The following is a 16,543-nucleotide window of genomic DNA, read 5'->3' as shown; positions in this document are numbered from 1 at the left end:
GCCAACCGAGGTGCGCGATGGACAGCATGCGCACCCCGGCCTCGAGGCACGACTATTTCTTCGCCGTCGTCACGGCAGCCTCATCAGCCTCTGCCTTCATGAGTGCCGCATAGCCCTTGGCTTCATCCGCCTGGCTGGTGATGTGGATAGTCACCTCGTCGCTCACTTGCGGCACGAACTTGCCCATGCCGAAATCCGAACGCTTGAGCGTAGCCGTGGCTTCAAACCCTACCGCTGGCAGATGCATGCGTGGGTTGGTGCCGACCTTGTTGATGGTCACATCCAGGGTCACGGGCTTCGTTACGCCACGCAGGCTGAGATCACCTGTCACCTTGAGCTGGTTGGCCATCATGGTTGTTTCGACCCGCGTACTTGTGAAGGTGGCGGTCGGGTACTTGTCGAGATCGAAGAATCGGGGCGAGCGCAGATCCTCGTCGAGATCGGGCACGCCGCTGGTCAGGTGTGACAGGGGAATGGTTACCTTCACGGACGACTTGGCGGGCGCGGCCGGGTCGAACTCGAGCGTGCCCTCGATCTGATTGAATTGTGCGGTGGGGTTGGAGAAGTCCAGGTGAGCCCAGCGGATCGTGCCCATCGAGTGTTGGGATTCCAGCGTATAGGTGGTGGCACCCAGCGAGCAGGATGCGAGCGCGAGTGCGACGGCAAGGGTGTAGCGGCTGATCATGAACAGCACTCCTGGTGGTCATGCCGGCACGGGGCCGGTGGTGGTCTGGGGGCACGGCGAGGCGTGCCCCGGCACTGTGGCCACCGTGATGCCGGAAGTCCTGAAATGGGCCCTGAAACGGGCTGAAAAGTTCTGAAAGCGCGTGGTTGCGGCCCCAGCGGTGGTTCACCGGGCGCGAGGGCGGGCAGCGATGCCTCGCGCATCGTGGGCATGATCCTAAAAACTGAGACGCCGCCCCACGAGAGTATCGGGAACCCGGTTAAGCTTGCCGGCCCTTAAATCCCGCGGCCTCTCGAATCACCCGATGAATTTTCGTACCAGCCTTCTGTTCACCGCACTCGCTTGTGGCCTGGCATCACCCGCCGCCTGGGCCAGCAAATCACTGACCCACGCCGTACATGTCGGCCCATACCGTGTCGAGCGTGATGTAAAGCCTGGCCGCAACAGGGTCGTAGGCACGCTGTCCAACACCGGCCACGTCCGTGTGCACACTGCGAAGGTCAGTTTTCGATTGTTTGATGCCCGGGGACGCTCGATCGGTCACGCCACGGACGAGGTGCATAACCTCAAGCCGGGGCAGACCTGGCGATTCCACGCCCTCGCACGCGGCAATGTCAGTCGTGCGCGACTGCTCAAGGTCGAGGCGGAATAACCATCCCGCATCCGCCACGTGTTACATCCCAGCCCCCGGCATGTCCGGGGGCTTTTTTCATGGGCGCTTTCGGCGGCGCCAGTAAAAGACCAGGCCGATGCCGATCAGAAACGCCGAGCCACCCACGACTTTGCATAGAAACAGCGTGGTGTTGCTGTCCGCCGGTGGAATCATCGAAGTGATGATGGCGAGTGCGACGAAAGCGAAGCCGGTACAACCCGCCAGCAACGCACCGGTCGCACGGGCGCGTGAGGCTGTTGTCTTGGCATCAAGTCGTGTGGCGCGCCGGCGCAACAGGGGGAACGCGAGAAGAATGTACGTCAACGGAAGCAGCGACATGATGGCCGTCATGTCGATGAGGATGATGTAAGCCTCGTGGATGGTGGCGCCAGAAAGGGCAGCCACCAGCATCAGCGAGGTCAGCACACCCTGAACAAGCAGCGCGACATGGGGCGTTTCAAACCGCGGGTGTAGCCGGCCCAGTGCAGCGGGTAAATAGCGGTCCAGGCCGACCACGAAAGGCAGTCGCGCCGTGGCGGTGATCCAAGCCGTGATGCCACCGATCGTGCCAAGGGTGACCAACGCGGCGGTGATCGATCCGAACCACGCCAGATGGACGCGCTCGCCAATGGCCGATAACGCCTGCGGTATGCCGCTGATGATGTCGATGGTCGATGCGGGAAGGGCCACCAGCAACGAGGCAGTACCCGCGATATAGGTGGCCGCGATAACGAAGCAAGAGATGATGGTGGCGCGAGGAATCTGCCGCGCCGGATCCCTGATTTCGCCGCCCATGATGGGGCCGAGCTCAAGCCCCTGAAAAGCGAGGGCGATGGTGGCCAGGCTGGTGAACGTCGATAGCTTGCCGAAGTCTGGCGTGAACTTCGCGAGCGTAAAGCTGGTGGCGCTACCGAAGCGGAGCAGGGCAAGCACGCCGCCGCCAAGAATCAATGCCGCCGCCGTCCACGTGGCGATGCCGCCGAGGTTCTGCAACCACTTGGCGCGTTCGAGGCCAAGAATGCCCAGCCCGGTCGCCGTCCACAGCACGATCAGGCAATAGACCAGGTTGTAGCTGTTGTCGTTCGCGTGCTGCAGCCAGCGGTCGCCGCCCACATGCAGAAAAATGCCGGCGCTGAACAGCAGTGCCGTGGGGAAGTAGGCGAGGTTGGACACCCAGTAGGTCCAGCCGGCGATAAAGCCGTGCATATCGCCGAAAGCGGCCTTGGTCCAAAGGTACAGGCCGCCTTCGCCCGGAATGCGCTTGCTCAGATAAAGCACGGCGAGTGCAAGCGGCACGAAGAAGCCGACCAGCCCAAGCAACCACAGCAACAAACTCGAAGGGCCAACCTGGGCGGCTACCGATAGCCACCGTAACGCCACGATGGCCACGATGTTGAAGAGAATGAGATCCCATGTCCCGAGAACGCGACGGAGTGCCGGTACGCCTTCATCCATCGTCGTTGCAGCCATGGTGCGACCTTTCTCAGTAGGGGTGGTGGATCGGGCGATAGCAGCGCGGAGGGTGCGCGAGAAGGATCAGGCGCTCTCCTGTGCGGTGGCGTGCGCGTCCATGCGATGCGGCGCGGACGCATGGGACGCGGCGGGCGGCGTGCCGATCTTGCGCAGCGGCAGGCCGGCCATCAGGTTGCGTTCGATCTGTTCCAGCGTGACGCCCTTGGTTTCGGGCACCAGCCAGAATGTCAGTGCGATGAAAATCAGGTTCAGCCCGCTGTAGAGCCAGAACGTCGCCGCATTGCCAATGCCGTTGAGCAGCGACAGAAAGGTCGCGCCGACGATCATGTTGGCGATCCAGTTGGTAAAGGTGGAGCAGCCGATGCCGAAGTCGCGGCCCTTCAGCGGCTGCACTTCGGAGCAGAGCGTCCAGATCAGCGGGCCCGCCGACATGGCGAAGCCGACAATGAAGGTCAGCAGCATGCCCACGGTGAACAGCTGTTGCGCATGCGAGGCAATGCCCGCGTGCATCATGGCGCCGACCACGCCGAGTCCTACCGCCATCACTGCAAAGCCGGTGTAGAGAATGGGCTTGCGGCCGAGCTTGTCGACCAACCCGATTGCGATGAAGGTGGCGAGCACATTGGTCAGACCGACAATCGCGGTGAACCACAGCTGCGCATGCTGGTCGTAGCCCATGTTCTCGAAGATGCGCGGCGCGTAGTACATCACCACGTTCATGCCGGTGAACTGCTGCATCAGCTGCAGCAGCACGCCAAGGCCCACCGAGCGGCGGAAGTTGGCGTTCTCCTGAAACAGATGCCAGCCGCGCTGCGGCGTGCTGAGCTGCTCGGCAATATCGGCCAGCTCGCGGTTTGCGAGGCCCTCATCGCCGCGCAGGCGATTCAGTACGTCTTTGGCTTGCTGGGTCCTGCCGCGCATCATCAGCCAGCGGGGGCTGTCCGGCAGAAAAAACAGACCAAGCAGAAACAGCGCGCCCGGTATGGCGATGACACCAAGCATCCAGCGCCAGTTGCCGTTGTAGCTGAAAGCGGTATCGGAAAGGAAAGCCACGAGAATGCCGATGGTGATCATCAGCTGATACAGCGAGATCATCGCGCCGCGCGTTTTCTCAGGCGCAACCTCCGCCAGATAGAGCGGCGCGGTGAAGGTGGCAATGCCGATGGCCAGGCCAAGCACGAAGCGTGCGATGACCAGCATCTGCGCCGAACCCGCGGCGCCGCAGAGCAGCGAGCCAGCGACGAACAGCGTGGCGCCGAGAATCAGCGAGCGTTTGCGCCCGAGCATGGCCGACATCCATGACGCCCCCAGTGCGCCGGCGGCCGCGCCGAGCATCATCGCGCTGACGATCCACTCGATGACATGGTCGGAAACCTGAAACTCTTTCTGGATAAAAGATGTGGCGCCCGAGATGACCCCGATGTCCAGCCCGAACATCAGGCCGGCGAGCGCAGCAAGAATGCAGGTGAATACCGCCGTGGTGCGGGCGTGAATGATCGAGGGTGTCGCTACAGCATTCATCAGAGACGATCCTACGGATAAGGGATGGCGACGGTGGTTGCGTGTGGCTGCACTCAGGGAGGCGAGCCGGCGAAACGCGGTTCGGGAAGGCCGTGCACGTCGGCGTGCCATTGGAACAAGGCGCCGGCATGAGGCTCGTCCGCGAGCTGCTCCGCACGCAATCCGTCGCGTGCGCTGGTGACATAAAGCGTCTGAAGCTGCTGGCCGCCAAACGCAGGGCGGGTCGGCTGGCTGGCGGGGACGGTAACGATTTGCTGCACCGAGCCATCCGGCGCGTAGCGCACGATGCGTCCGAGCCCCCATTGCGCATTCCACAGGGAGCCATCGGCATCGACGCATGAGCCATCCGGTTCGCCGGGCACATCGCCGAGATCGGCGAAAAGCTGTGGCTCGCCCGGTGCGTCGCCATAGGTGCAGCAATGAATGCGGCGCGACAGTGAATCGCAGAAGTACATGGTCGTGCCTTCCGGACTGAAGGCGATACTGTTGCTTATGGCAACCTGCGGCAGCGCAAGCCGTTCCAGACTCAGGTCGGTGTTCAGGCGCCAAAAGCTGCCGCGAGGCTGTTTTTCCCCAGTGGCCGGTTCGTGCATGGTGCCGAACACGAAGCGGCCGTCGCGATCGCAGGCGCCATCGTTGCAGCGCGTGGGCATGCCCGCTTCAACGGCATGAAGAGTCCGCAGCTCGCCATCGGCAAGACGAAAGAAGGCGAGCTGCGATGCAAGTGCCAACAGCAGCCAGTTGGTGTCTTCGCACAGGGCAAATGAGGCCAGTCGCTCGGGCATGGGCCACTGTTCCTGCTCGCCACTGCCGGGGTGAAAGCGGAAAAGCGTGGCGCGCTGAATGTCGGTCCAGTACAGCGCCTGCGCCCGCTCACACCAGACAATGCCTTCGCCCAGCACGTTGCCCGCATCGAGCGTGACCTGCATGGCGGGCAATGCCGTGGCCACGGTCATACCCAGCCGCCGTCCACGATGAAGTCCTGACCGGTGCACATGCGGCTATCGTCGGCGGCGAGAAAGAGCGCGGCGCGCGCCAGATCATCGGCGCGGAGGTAGCCCGGCATGCATTGCACGCGCGCGATTTCTTCGCGGCCGGCGTCGTCGAGCCACAGGCGCGCCTGCTTCTCGGTAATGACCCAGCCGGGCACGAGGCAGTTGATGCGGATGTGATCCTTGCCGAGGTCGCGCGCCATGCCGTTGACGAAACCATGCACCGCCGCCTTGGCCATCGCATAGAGCGGGTAGCCGCTGTTCTTCTTCATCCAGCCGGTGGAGCCCAGGCAGATGATCGAGCCGCCGCCAAGGTGGCGCATATCCGCGATGACCGCCTGCGTGGCAAAGATCTGGTGGCGCAGATTCACGGCGATATTGCGCTCGAAACCAGCGGCATCGATCTCATCCAGCATGTGACGGACATCGTTGGCCGCGTTGTTCACCAGTACGGCGATAGGGCCGGTGAGGTTTCGCGCTTCGTCAATGGCACCCCGCAGCGCGTCCAGATCGGTGATGTCGCAGTGCAGGTAGTGCGGTGCGTGCCGCGCATCGGCGAGCGAGACGCACAACGACGCTGCGCTGGCGTCGTCGATATCAAGAAACGCCACCCGTGCACCCTGGCGCGCAAAGTGTTCGACGAACGCGGCGCCGATACCGGTCGCGCCGCCGGTAATCAGCACGCTTCGGTCGACCAGGCTGGGATAGGTGGCGAACGCTGACATCAGCGGGCTCCGGCATCACGGTGGGGCAGGGAGGTCATGTTTACCACTCGGCGACGCTGCCGTCGTCATGGCGCCACAGCGGATTACGCCAGCGGTGCCCGACTTTGGCGCGTTCGGCGACGTAGTCTTCGTTGATCTCGATGCCCAGGCCGGGGCCGTTGGGAATGGTCACGTAGCCGTTTTCGTAGGTGAATACGTCACGCTGGGCGACGTAGTCGAGCAGATCGTTGGACGTGTTGTAGTGGATGCCTAGTCCCTGTTCCTGGATGAAGGCGTTGTGGCACACCGCGTCGAGCTGCAGGTTGGCGGCCAGCGCGATCGGGCCCAGCGGGCAGTGCAGGGCCAGCGCCACGTCGTAGGCTTCCGCCATGGCGGCGATCTTGCGCGTTTCGGTGATGCCGCCCGCGTGCGACGGATCGGGCTGGATGATGTCGACGCCGCCGGTGGTCAGCACGCGCTTGAAGTCGTAGCGCGTGTACAGGCGCTCGCCCAGCGCAATAGGCGCGGGCGAGATGCTGGCCAGCTCCGGTATGGCATCGAGATGCTCGGACAGCACCGGTTCCTCGATAAACATCAGCTTGTACGGTGCCAGCTCGCGCATCAGCACCTTGGCCATGGGCTTGTGCACGCGGCCGTGGAAATCCACGCCCAGGCCGACATGCGGGCCTACGGCTTCGCGCACGGCGTGCACGTTCTCCAGTACGCGATCGACCTTGGCGTGGCTGTCGACGAAGTGCATTTCCTCAGTGCCATTCATCTTCACCGCTGTGAAGCCGCGCTCGACCGCTGCTTTCGCCGCTTTGGCTGTTTCAGCGGGGCGATCGCCGCCGATCCACGAGTAGACGCGAATGCGGTCGCGCACAGGGCCGCCGAGCAGCTCGTGCACGGGTACGCCGAGGTGCTTGCCCTTGATGTCCCACAGCGCCTGATCGATACCCGCGATGGCACTCATCAGGATGGGGCCGCCGCGGTAGAAGCCACCGCGGTACATCACGTTCCACAGGTCTTCGACGCGGCGCGGATCTTTGCCGATCAGGTAATCGGAGAGTTCCTCGACGGCGGCGGCCACGGTATGCGCGCGCCCTTCGACGATCGGCTCGCCCCAGCCGCAGATGCCGGCATCCGTGTCGATGCGCAGAAACAGCCAGCGCGGTGGCACGAGAAAGGTGGTGAGTCGGGTGATCTTCATGCGCGCTCTTCCTTAGACTTTTGTGAGATGACAGCCCATGCCTGCGCGAAGGCGTGAGCGCGGCGAGTGACCTCGCTGAGTTCGATGCCCGGCGCATAGAGCGCCGAGCCAATGCCAAAACCTTGTGCGCCGGCAGCCACCCACGACGCCATGCTCCCGGGAGCGATGCCGCCCACCGGTAGCACCGGTACATCGCGTGGCAATACGGCGCGCCATGCTTTCAGGCCTTCGGTGGTCACCTGGTCAGCCGGGAACAACTTCAGTCCATCGGCGCCAGCGGCCAAAGCGCTGAAGGCTTCGGTGGGCGTGACAACGCCGGGCACGCAGAGCAGCCCGGCCTGCTTGGCGGCGCGAATCACTGTGGTATCCGCATGCGGCATCACCACCAGTTTTCCACCGGCAGCCGCCACTTCCTCGACCTGCGCCGCGCTCATCACTGTGCCCGCACCGACGAGGTAGTCGTTGCCCAATGTGTGGGTCAGGGTGCGGATGCTGTCGTAAGGACGCGGCGAATTGAGCGGCACTTCCATCACACGGAAGCCCGCGCCGGCAAGCGCGCGGCCCACGACAGCGGCCTCGTCGGGGTGGATGCCGCGAAGGATCGCGATCAAGGGCAGGGGGTTGAGCCAGGTGCTCAGCACGACTTGGAATCCTTGGGCAGCGATGGCCCGTTTGATGAAACAAGACCGATGTGATGCGCGATATGCCAGAGCCCGTGCGCAGCGGCGTCAACGACGGGCGCGCGCAACGTCACGCCAAAGTGGGATGCCGCCAGGCGGTAGCGATCACATAGCGCGGCGTCGCCGATGAGCTGGAACGGCTCATTGGGCGGGAATCGGCGCGCGGCGAGGGCGATGCGAAACTCCTCCCCGATCAACAGCCCCGACAAGTACTCAGAAACAGCACCGGGCGCCAGGCTGCCTTCAAGCATCAACGAGCGCGCGGAGAACAGGCGGCTGAGGGCGCCTTCGGCATCGCTGTCGCGCGCTGCCAGGATGCCGCGCTCGAATGCATCGGGCGTTGCCAGGGCATCGCGTTGGCCGGTGCCGAGGATCGAGTGATTCCACAAGAGTGAAAACAGCTCGCCGGTCATCAGTGTGCAGAAGTCGGTGACGGCGCCGTTGCGCACGCTGGCCCACTTACTGTGCGTGCCGGGAAGTATCCAGTTCGACGCGGCAGCGAGTGACGGTTGCAACGCCATGGCGCCGATGATCTGCGTTTCTTCGCCGCGCATCACATCGGGACCGTGCGGGTTACGCAGGCCGGGAACGATATGGACGTCCAAACCGTCGGCCGCACGAAGCTGGCGCATGCCCGCACCCAGCCGGTCCAGATCCGCAGGAAGATCGACATACGGCACTTCCAGCCAGCCCTGACGGCTGCCGACCATGCCGCAGGCAAGGCGGGGCAGCGCAGGCCAACCGGTCGTGATATCTGCAAGCGCGGCGTCAAAGCCGCCGTCTGGCAGGTGGCGAACACCCCAGGGGCGGGTGCGCGCATCATGGATCAGGCCGGCGTTGTCGAGCCGGTAGGCCCGCAATTGCGAGGTGCCCCAGTCGAGCGCGATCAGGCCGCTCATGCGAGCGTACTCAGGTGGCGGTTGGAGGCAGGGTTCACGGCGTGGCGTCCTTCCACACGAGCACCTGCGCCGGTGCCAGCGGTGCCTTGCCGTGAATGATCTGTGCCCCTTGGGGGAGGCTCGGCTGGAAGCTCTGCGGGTTGTAATTCACCATCATGTTGTAGCCGCCGCGCCATTCGACGAAGACGCCTTTGGGCAGATCCTCGATGGCGACGCCTGCACGCTGGTAAACACTGCGAACGATCTCGCGCTCCAGCTCGCCGTCGTCGGTGGATACGCCGATCATGGTGACCGTGCCCTTGCCCAGGCGGCGGGTGGTCGCGGCGGCCTTACCCGCGTAGTAATGATCGGCATACGTGGCGAGTACCTCGGTGCCCGCACGCGGCGAAAGAATGTCCGCCCAGCGGTGCCATTCACGCGTCTTGCCGGCCGCTGTGACGTGGCCGTCGGCGCTTGCCGGCAGCATGTCGAAGCCGTCCACGTCATCGCCGATCAGGTCGAGGATAGGCGCTGCCCACGGTCCTTCATGGAAGTGGCCAAGTTCATTCTTCTGTCCGGTACGGCTGGTCAGAATCAGGTGACCACCCTGCGCTACATAGTTGCGCCATTTCTCGGCCAGCGCCTTGCTCACCATTTGATAAGCCGGCGCGATGAGGAACGGATAGCGGGAGAAGTCATCGCCCTCGGCGATAAAGTCCATCGGCGCGCCGGTGCTCTTCACCGCGAGCGTGTACGTGTTGCGGTAGGACCAGCTGTTCCACAAGGTCGTCTGCGGCTGGATTTCGAGATCCCAGAAAACGTCCTGGCTCCACAGATAGCCGGTAGATCGGGCGGCGATACGTTTGGGCAGTTGAGCGTGCGCGTCGAGCTTCGATTCGAGCGACTGAATCTCGTGCATGGTGTCGACAAACTCGCGTCCTGTGCGCGAAAGCGTCACACCATCCGTACTGACAATGCCCTCGTGATACATCTCGCTGCCGCGCAGCGGGTGGCGATAGCGATACGTGCTAAGCAACGAGGCGCCCGACGCGAACGCATGCCATATCCACATGCTGACGGCGCCGGGCATGGGCTGCGGATTGATCTCGCCCCAGTTCACCTGGCCCGGCTGCAGTTCCATCACGCCGAACGTGCCGGTGATGGGGCGGAAGTAGGCCGCCGCTTCCATCAGGTTCGCTGGCTTGCCGATGGCATAGCTGTCGCCGCCCAGTACGTTGGCGCCGGCCACGGGGTAAAGCGTGAAAGTGGTGAAATCCAGGTCGTGGCTACGGCGCGGATCGGTGGCGGTGGATACGTTGGTGTAGTTGGTCGTCACCCATTGTTCGGGCGATGCGTACTTCTTGATGAGCGCCGCTTGTGCATCCAGAAAGTGGCCGGTGGTGTCGGCCTGGAAGCGGGCGAGATCGACCAGCGCGTGAGGGCTCAGCTTGTCTTCGGCGGCGAGCGTGGCGTTGGGCAGCAGCACCTGATTGAAGCTGGTGTAGCGCGTACTCCAGAACGAGCCGCCCCAGGCGGCGTTCATCGCATCGATGGTGCCGTACTTGTGCTGCAGCCATTGCCGGAAGGCGTCCTGCGCGCTATCGCTGAAGTCCGCGAAGCTACTGGGTTCGTTATCCACCTGCCAGCCCCAGACGCGGCGATCGTGGCCGTAGTGTTGTGCCATGGCAGTCACCAACCGGGTGACGAACGCCTGGTACTTCGCATTGGATAACGATACTTCTGCGCGAATGCCGTGTTCGTGGCGCTGGCCATGCTCATCGACACGATAAACCTCCGGGTAGTGCTCGCCCATCCAACTCGGCGGCGCACCCGTCGGCGTGCCGAGTATCACGCGCAGCCCTGCCTTGTTCGCCATATCAATAGCGTCGTCCAGCCACTTGAAGTCGAAGCGGCCTTCTTCCGGCTCGAGATAGGTCCAGCTGAACTCGGCCATATGCGTGAAGCTGAAGCCCAGCTTCGCCATGCCGTTGAAATCGCGTTGCCACTGATCGCGCGGCCATTGCTCCGGGTAATAGAACACGCCGATGCTCATCGGCTCGCGCTGGTGCAGCACAGCCGCGCCCTGTGACTGACGAGCGTTCGCGGCATCGGCCGGGGTGGCCGTGGCGCTGGCGATCATCATGGCGGTGGTCAGGGCCGTCGCGAGCAGGGGCCGAAACATAGGGGCTTCCGTTAGCCAGATCTAATTGTCAAATTATACTACTATTAGGTCAGCTGCAATCTCTGGTACACGAGTTCGCCCATGGATCTATTGACCCCGGACGCGGCATTGGAACTGGCAAAACGCCATTGGCAAATCCATGGCGAGATCAGCCCGTTGCCATCCTACGCGGACCAGAACTTCCGCATTCGCGTCGACAATGTCTGCTACGTACTGAAGGTGGCGCATCCCTCATGGTCGCGCCCGGATATCGAGCTGGAGAACCACGCCATGATGGCGTTGGCCGAGCGGGAACCATCGCTGGGCGTGCCCAGAGTGCAGCTGTCTCGGGAGGGTGAGCATCTGCTGGCCTTGCCGGTGGCGGGGCAGTCCTGTCTGGTGCGCGTACTGAGTTATGTACCCGGCAAGACCTACGCTGAGGCGGTGGGGACGGTGCCGCCGATGGAGCGAGGTGCGCTGCACGAGAGTCTCGGGCGTGCGGTGGGCTGTCTCACGCGCGGGCTGAGGGACTTCCATCACCCGGCCGCCAACCGTCAGCACGACTGGAATCTGATGCACCTGCCGAGCTTGATGAGCGAGGCGAGGCACATAGACGACGTTGCTTTGCGCGGCCTCGTCGAGACGTGGGCGGGCACGTTCTGCGCAGCGTTGCCGCAATGGCGTGCCGAGTTGCCGGTTACCGTGCTCCATAACGACGCCAACGATCTGAATGTGATCGTTGCCGGTGATGGCGATGCGAAGCGCGTCAGCGCGGTCATCGACTTCGGCGACATGTGCACCAGCTTCCGCCTGGCCGATCTTGCCATCGCCTGCACGTACGCGATGCAGCACGAGACCGACCCCGTTGCCTGTGCACAGCGCATCGTTGGTGGCTATGTCGCTCAATACCCTTTGTTGCGGGCCGAGCTGCAACAACTGCATGCGTTCATTCTGGCGCGCCTGTGCCATAGCATCCTGATGGCCACGCGGTCACATCGGGAGCAGCCTGACAATCCCTTCGTTCTTGTCTCTCAGCAAGGCGTGCGGCAACTGCTTAGGCAGCTGGCCGGCGTCGATCGCGACGCCATCGTGCGGCCCTTTTTGGAATCGAGCCATGATTGATACCGCCAACCACTCGTCCGTCCACGCGGTGCCTGAGCGGGGCAACGACGAAATTCTCCGGCTGCGCAAAGCGCACCTGAACCCCACACTCAGCGTGGCCTATAAAGAGCCACTGAAGATCGTGCGCGGCGAAGGTATCTGGTTATACGACCAGCAAGGCCAGGCCTACCTGGATATGGTCAATAACGTCTGCCACGTGGGCCACTGCCATCCGCGCGTCGTCGCCGCGGGTCAGGCGCAGATGGCAAAGCTCAATACCAATACCCGCTATCTGCACGACAACATCGTCGAGTACGCGCTGAGGCTTACTGCGACGCTGCCCAAGTCGCTGTCAGTGGTGTTTCTCACCAATTCGGGTACCGAGGCCAACGATCTGGCGCTCCGGCTGGCGCGCGCTCATACACGTGCTGCTGGCGTCATCGTGGTGGACCATGCCTATCACGGGCACTCGCCTTCGATGATCGAGCTGAGTCCGTACAAGTTCAACGGCAAGGGCGGTGCGGGGCAAAGCACTCAGGTGAGCGTGGTGCCCATGCCCGATACGTATCGCGGCTTGTTTGGCCATTCGCCAGACGCTGGCTACAAATATGGTCAGTTGGCCGCGTCGGCCATCGGCGAGCTGCGCGAATATGGCATGGCTCCGGCGGCGTTCTACGCGGAATCGCTGCTGGGATGTGGCGGGCAAATTGTGCCGCCGCCAGGTTATCTGGCCGAAGCCTACGCCACGATTCGGGCGGCGGGCGGTGTGTGCCTGGCCGATGAAGTGCAGGTGGGCTTCGGCCGGGCCGGCGATCACTTCTGGGCTTTCGAGTGCCAAGGCGTCGTGCCCGACATCGTGACGCTGGGCAAACCGATCGGTAACGGCCACCCCATGGGTGCCGTGGTGACCACGCCTGAGATCGCCGCCAGCTTCGTTTCGGGCATGGAGTACTTCAACACGTTTGCCGGTAATCCGGTGTCGTGCGCCATCGCACTGGCGGTACTGGATGTGATCGCCGATGAAAAGCTGCAAGACAACGCCCTGCGCATCGGCCAGTTTCTGATGGACGGTTTGCACGAGCTGCAACAGCGCTACGAAGTGATCGGCGACGTGCGAGGGCAGGGCCTGTTTATCGGTGCCGAGTTTGTGCGCGACAGAGGCGCCAAAACGCCGGATGCGCCGCGTGCCCGCGCCGTGGTGGAAGCGATGAAGGCGCGCCACGTGCTGCTGTCCACCGATGGGCCGGACGACAACGTGCTCAAGATCAAGCCGCCCATCGTGTTCAGTCAGGCTAATGCCGAGGAGTTCCTCGGCAAGCTGGACGAGGTCATGCGCGGCATCTGACGGCGGATGCCGGTCAGGCTGAACATCGATTCTGGCAAGCGATGAACACCCCGCAGGTGTTGGCCTGGGGCGGGCGGTCCGATGCTGTCAGGCCCCTCTGCCTCTTGGCGTCCCAGTTTGTCGACTTGACTTGATTCCATATTTCCATGATTCTGGAAATATGGAATCCATTGACGCACTTGCCTGTCTCAACGCCTTGGCTCAGGAGCATCGCCTGAATCTCTATCGCCTGCTGGTGCAGGCAGGCGAGGAAGGCATGGCGGTCGGTGAGCTGGCCGAGGCCGCCGGCTTGCCCGGTGCCACGCTCACCAATCATCTGCACATCCTGCGAAGGGCGGGCCTGGTGAGCGACGAACGCCAGGGGCGGGTGATTCAATGCCGGGCCAACTACGAGCAGATGAATGCGTTGCTTGGATTTCTCACCGAGAACTGCTGCGCGGGTGCGTCCAATAGCCTGTGCTGCGAGCCGGCCAGCCTCTGCGCTCCATCGAAAAAATCCGCGGCGAAAGGAGCTTCCAGGTGAAGCGTGTTTTGTTTGTTTGCGTCGAAAACTCAAACCGAAGCCAAATGGCAGAAGCATTCGCTCACCTGTATGGCGGGGATAGCATCGAGGCGCTCAGCGCCGGCTCGCGTCCATCGGGCCTCATCAATCCGAAAGCCATAAAGTTCATGGCTGAGGTGGGGTACGACCTCAGCGGGCATGCCTCCAAGTCACTCGATGACGTGCAAGGTGAATTCGATGCCGTCGTGACTATGGGGTGTGGCGATAACTGTCCATGGGTCCCGGCGAGACTTCGCGAGGACTGGGCGTTACCCGACCCCAAGCACATGGAAGATGACGCCTACCGAGGCGTTCGAGACGACATCGCTGCGCGCGTTCGTGACCTGTTGGCGAGGCTGTGATGCGTCTGTGGCAAAAATTGCTCGCCGAGTTCATCGGAACGGGGCTGCTTCTGGCGGTTGTCGTCGGCTCCGGCATCATGGGTACGAAGCTCGCGGCCGGGAATGACGCCATTGCTCTGCTTGCCAATGCCGCGGCGACCGCTGGCGGGCTCTACGTTCTCATCCTGTTGCTAGGCCCCATCTCCGGCGCACACTTCAATCCCGTCGTCACGCTGGTGATGCGCAGTCAAGGTGAACTGACCAACAGCGAAATGCTGAGCTATATCGCCGCACAATGCGTTGCAGCGATAGCTGGCGTAATGCTCGCTCATGCGATGTTTGGCATGCCGTTGGTGCAGGTCGGCACGCACGTCAGGACGGGCATGCCGCTTTGGATCAGCGAGGGTGTGGCGACCTTCGGACTACTACTCACCATCCTGCTCGGGCGAGTCCATCGGCCCACTGCAGTGCCTGTTTTGGTGGCTGCCTACATATTCGCTGCCTACTGGTTCACGGCGAGTACCTCGTTTGCAAATCCGGCGGTGACACTGGCGCGATCGCTGACCCAGACGTTTGCTGGCATACGTCCTCAAGATGTCCTTGCCTTTGTGTTGGCGCAGATCACGGGTGCTGCCCTGGGATGTGTCGTGGCCTATAGCCTGCAAGGCAATGACAAGCGTCGCCAATCAGCTGCCGCGTCGTCCGTCACTACCATTTCTCGCTAATCTTCGAGATGGCCGCTTCCGACCCGGAGCGGATACTGCATAAAGCCGTAAGTGCGCAACTCGAGTTCGCCGGTGTTACGCGTTCGAAGTCGCCACTTTCTGGACGATCTTCCAGGTGCCATGAACGTTCAGGCACGACAGCATGTCCGTGAAGACGCGCGGCGGGACCTGCAGTTTCACCTTCAGGACCGCGAGATCCTTCTCAACATCTATCGACAGGATCTGATCGTCGCGCTCGAAGCCCTGTTGTTTTGGAGCTTTCATGTGGCGCACGGCGGCTAGCCACGTCGCAATCGGCGTCACGCTCACGTTGCCGTCTTCGCCGATTTTTGTCACGAAACTCGATGGATCAAACAGGGATGCAAATTTCTCCGCGTCCATTTCGTAGGCGGCATCGAAATAGGTATGAGCGAGCGATTGCAAAGCGGAAACATCCGAATTCATAGCTGTCCTCGAAGTGGGGTGCACTGAGTCGCTTCATGCGGCCCGGCATGTGTGCATCGACCGAAGGTCTTGGCGTTACGTTGCTGAGCAAGCGTAGGGCGGGGGCGCTTATGAGACTAGTCCTGTTGCGATGGATGGTGTCATGAGCGATATTCATGAATTATGAGAAACGAACTCAACGAACTCGCTACGTTCGCGATGGTTGCGCGAGAACGAAGCTTCACTCGAGCTGCGGCAAAGCTAGGCGTCTCGCAGTCTGCGCTGAGCCACACGATTCGCGGGCTCGAAGAGCGGCTCGAGCTGCATCTTCTCGCCCGAACTACAAAGAGCGTCGCGCCAACCGCGGCAGGGGCCGCCCTGTTGAAAGATTTGGCTCCGGCGCTTGAGCAGATAGCTCAGGCCCTGGACAAAGCGCGAAACATCCGCCGCCGCCCGGCGGGACGCCTTCGAGTTGTAATGTCACGCTCGGCTGCGGTGATGGTGTTGCTGCCACGGCTCAAGGCATTCGCCGAGGCCTATCCCGACATCGTTCTCGACGTTGTCACCGTTACTGGCCCCGTGGACCTCGTTGCGGGCGAGTTCGATGTCGGTATTCAGCTCGGCGAGTACATTCAGAAGGACATGATCGCCGTGCGCGTTACGCCGGAGTTGCGACTGGCGGTAGTGGGGTCGCCTGGCTATTTTTCGTCACGAAAGATTCCGCAGAAGCCGGCGGACCTCAGTGATCATCGATGCATAACACTGCGCCTTCCGAGCGGTCCCTATCGATGGGAGTTCGAGCGCGGGCGAAAGTCAGTCACGATCGGCGTGAGCGGCCCGCTCATCATCGACGACACGCACTTGGTCATTCAGGCGGCGCTCGCTGGAGCGGGCCTCGGTTTCGTCTATGAAGAGCAGGTTGCGGAGGACATCGCCAAGCGGCGGCTTATCCGTGTTCTGGAGGATTGGACGCCGCCGATTCCCGGCTTCTTTTTGTATTACCCCAGTCGGCAGCATCAGCCTTCTGCGCTGTCTGCGCTAGTGGACGCGCTGCGACTCTCGTGACCAGCGTTGAGTCGGCAGAGATATCCACTGCCGACCATTAGCGGAT

The 16,543-nt window shown here is 62.6% G+C and carries 17 protein-coding genes; 7 read left to right on the top strand and 10 right to left on the bottom strand.

What is annotated here, in order from left to right; translation table 11 throughout:
• Positions 1-52 precede the first annotated feature (52 nt).
• On the bottom strand, positions 53-685 hold the full coding sequence (locus OQE56_RS11380; protein ID WP_267224426.1) for a YceI family protein: 633 nt from the start codon (positions 683-685) through the stop codon (positions 53-55).
• Between the two features lie 304 nt (positions 686-989).
• Here OQE56_RS11380 and OQE56_RS11375 point away from each other — a divergent pair, with 304 nt between their 5' ends.
• Positions 990-1,337 carry an FxLYD domain-containing protein gene (locus OQE56_RS11375; protein WP_267224425.1) on the top strand — a complete coding sequence of 116 codons (348 nt, stop codon included), beginning with the start codon at positions 990-992 and terminating at the stop codon, positions 1,335-1,337.
• Between the two features lie 57 nt (positions 1,338-1,394).
• Here the strand turns inward: OQE56_RS11375 and OQE56_RS11370 are convergent, their stop codons facing one another.
• The 8 genes from OQE56_RS11370 to OQE56_RS11335 all read right to left on the bottom strand — a co-directional run bounded on the left by OQE56_RS11370 (position 1,395) and on the right by OQE56_RS11335 (position 10,977).
• Positions 1,395-2,807 (bottom strand): APC family permease, encoded by a 1,413-nt coding sequence (locus tag OQE56_RS11370; protein ID WP_267224424.1) that lies wholly within the window; start codon positions 2,805-2,807, stop codon positions 1,395-1,397.
• A gap of 66 nt (positions 2,808-2,873) precedes the next feature.
• On the bottom strand, positions 2,874-4,331 hold the full coding sequence (locus OQE56_RS11365) for a sugar porter family MFS transporter (RefSeq protein ID WP_323748577.1): 1,458 nt from the start codon (positions 4,329-4,331) through the stop codon (positions 2,874-2,876).
• Positions 4,332-4,384: 53 nt separating this feature from the next.
• Positions 4,385-5,287, bottom strand: coding sequence for an SMP-30/gluconolactonase/LRE family protein (locus OQE56_RS11360; protein WP_267224423.1), 903 nt, complete (start codon positions 5,285-5,287; stop codon positions 4,385-4,387).
• The gene (locus tag OQE56_RS11355; protein WP_267224422.1) at positions 5,284-6,048 is read right to left on the bottom strand and encodes an SDR family NAD(P)-dependent oxidoreductase; all 765 of its coding nucleotides are present in this window, start codon (positions 6,046-6,048) and stop codon (positions 5,284-5,286) included. The genes OQE56_RS11360 and OQE56_RS11355 overlap by 4 nt, the downstream gene beginning before the upstream one ends.
• Positions 6,049-6,088: 40 nt before the next feature.
• Entirely contained in the window at positions 6,089-7,237 is a 1,149-nt protein-coding gene (dgoD, locus tag OQE56_RS11350) for a galactonate dehydratase (RefSeq protein ID WP_267224421.1), read from the bottom strand.
• Positions 7,234-7,878 carry a 2-dehydro-3-deoxy-6-phosphogalactonate aldolase gene (locus OQE56_RS11345; RefSeq protein WP_267224419.1) on the bottom strand — a complete coding sequence of 215 codons (645 nt, stop codon included), beginning with the start codon at positions 7,876-7,878 and terminating at the stop codon, positions 7,234-7,236. The genes dgoD and OQE56_RS11345 overlap by 4 nt, the downstream gene beginning before the upstream one ends.
• Positions 7,872-8,816, bottom strand: a complete 945-nt coding sequence (locus OQE56_RS11340) for a 2-dehydro-3-deoxygalactonokinase (RefSeq protein ID WP_267224417.1) — start codon at positions 8,814-8,816, stop codon at positions 7,872-7,874. Before OQE56_RS11340 ends, OQE56_RS11345 begins: the two co-directional genes overlap by 7 nt.
• A gap of 34 nt (positions 8,817-8,850) precedes the next feature.
• On the bottom strand, positions 8,851-10,977 hold the full coding sequence (locus tag OQE56_RS11335; protein ID WP_267224415.1) for a beta-galactosidase: 2,127 nt from the start codon (positions 10,975-10,977) through the stop codon (positions 8,851-8,853).
• Positions 10,978-11,058: 81 nt separating this feature from the next.
• On the opposite strand from OQE56_RS11335, the gene OQE56_RS11330 reads away from it, so the two are divergent.
• The 5 genes from OQE56_RS11330 to OQE56_RS11310 all read left to right on the top strand — a co-directional run bounded on the left by OQE56_RS11330 (position 11,059) and on the right by OQE56_RS11310 (position 15,009).
• A complete protein-coding gene (locus OQE56_RS11330) occupies positions 11,059-12,078 on the top strand; it encodes a phosphotransferase (protein WP_267224414.1) in 1,020 nt (339 codons plus the stop codon).
• Positions 12,071-13,402: an aminotransferase class III-fold pyridoxal phosphate-dependent enzyme gene (locus OQE56_RS11325; RefSeq protein ID WP_267224413.1), complete on the top strand. Its 1,332-nt coding sequence runs from the start codon at positions 12,071-12,073 to the stop codon at positions 13,400-13,402. Before OQE56_RS11330 ends, OQE56_RS11325 begins: the two co-directional genes overlap by 8 nt.
• 160 nt (positions 13,403-13,562) lie before the next feature.
• Positions 13,563-13,925, top strand: a complete 363-nt coding sequence (locus tag OQE56_RS11320) for an ArsR/SmtB family transcription factor (protein ID WP_267224412.1) — start codon at positions 13,563-13,565, stop codon at positions 13,923-13,925.
• Positions 13,922-14,305, top strand: a complete 384-nt coding sequence (locus OQE56_RS11315; protein ID WP_267224411.1) for an arsenate reductase ArsC — start codon at positions 13,922-13,924, stop codon at positions 14,303-14,305. The genes OQE56_RS11320 and OQE56_RS11315 overlap by 4 nt, the downstream gene beginning before the upstream one ends.
• Complete coding sequence (locus tag OQE56_RS11310) at positions 14,305-15,009, top strand: aquaporin (RefSeq protein WP_267224410.1); 705 nt, start codon at positions 14,305-14,307, stop codon at positions 15,007-15,009. Before OQE56_RS11315 ends, OQE56_RS11310 begins: the two co-directional genes overlap by 1 nt.
• Positions 15,010-15,084: 75 nt before the next feature.
• On the opposite strand, the gene OQE56_RS11305 is transcribed toward OQE56_RS11310, so the two are convergent.
• A complete protein-coding gene (locus tag OQE56_RS11305; protein WP_267224409.1) occupies positions 15,085-15,453 on the bottom strand; it encodes a nuclear transport factor 2 family protein in 369 nt (122 codons plus the stop codon).
• 162 nt (positions 15,454-15,615) lie between these two features.
• Here OQE56_RS11305 and OQE56_RS11300 point away from each other — a divergent pair, with 162 nt between their 5' ends.
• Entirely contained in the window at positions 15,616-16,497 is an 882-nt protein-coding gene (locus tag OQE56_RS11300) for a LysR family transcriptional regulator (RefSeq protein WP_267224408.1), read from the top strand.
• Positions 16,498-16,543: the final 46 nt, after the last annotated feature.

The sequence above is a fragment of the Dyella silvae genome, from assembly GCF_026421305.1.
In the GTDB taxonomy this organism is placed as follows: Bacteria; Pseudomonadota; Gammaproteobacteria; order Xanthomonadales; family Rhodanobacteraceae; genus Dyella; species Dyella silvae.
The sequence above is the reverse complement of the archived record's forward strand: the minus strand, read 5'-3'. Positions and strand labels throughout refer to the sequence as shown.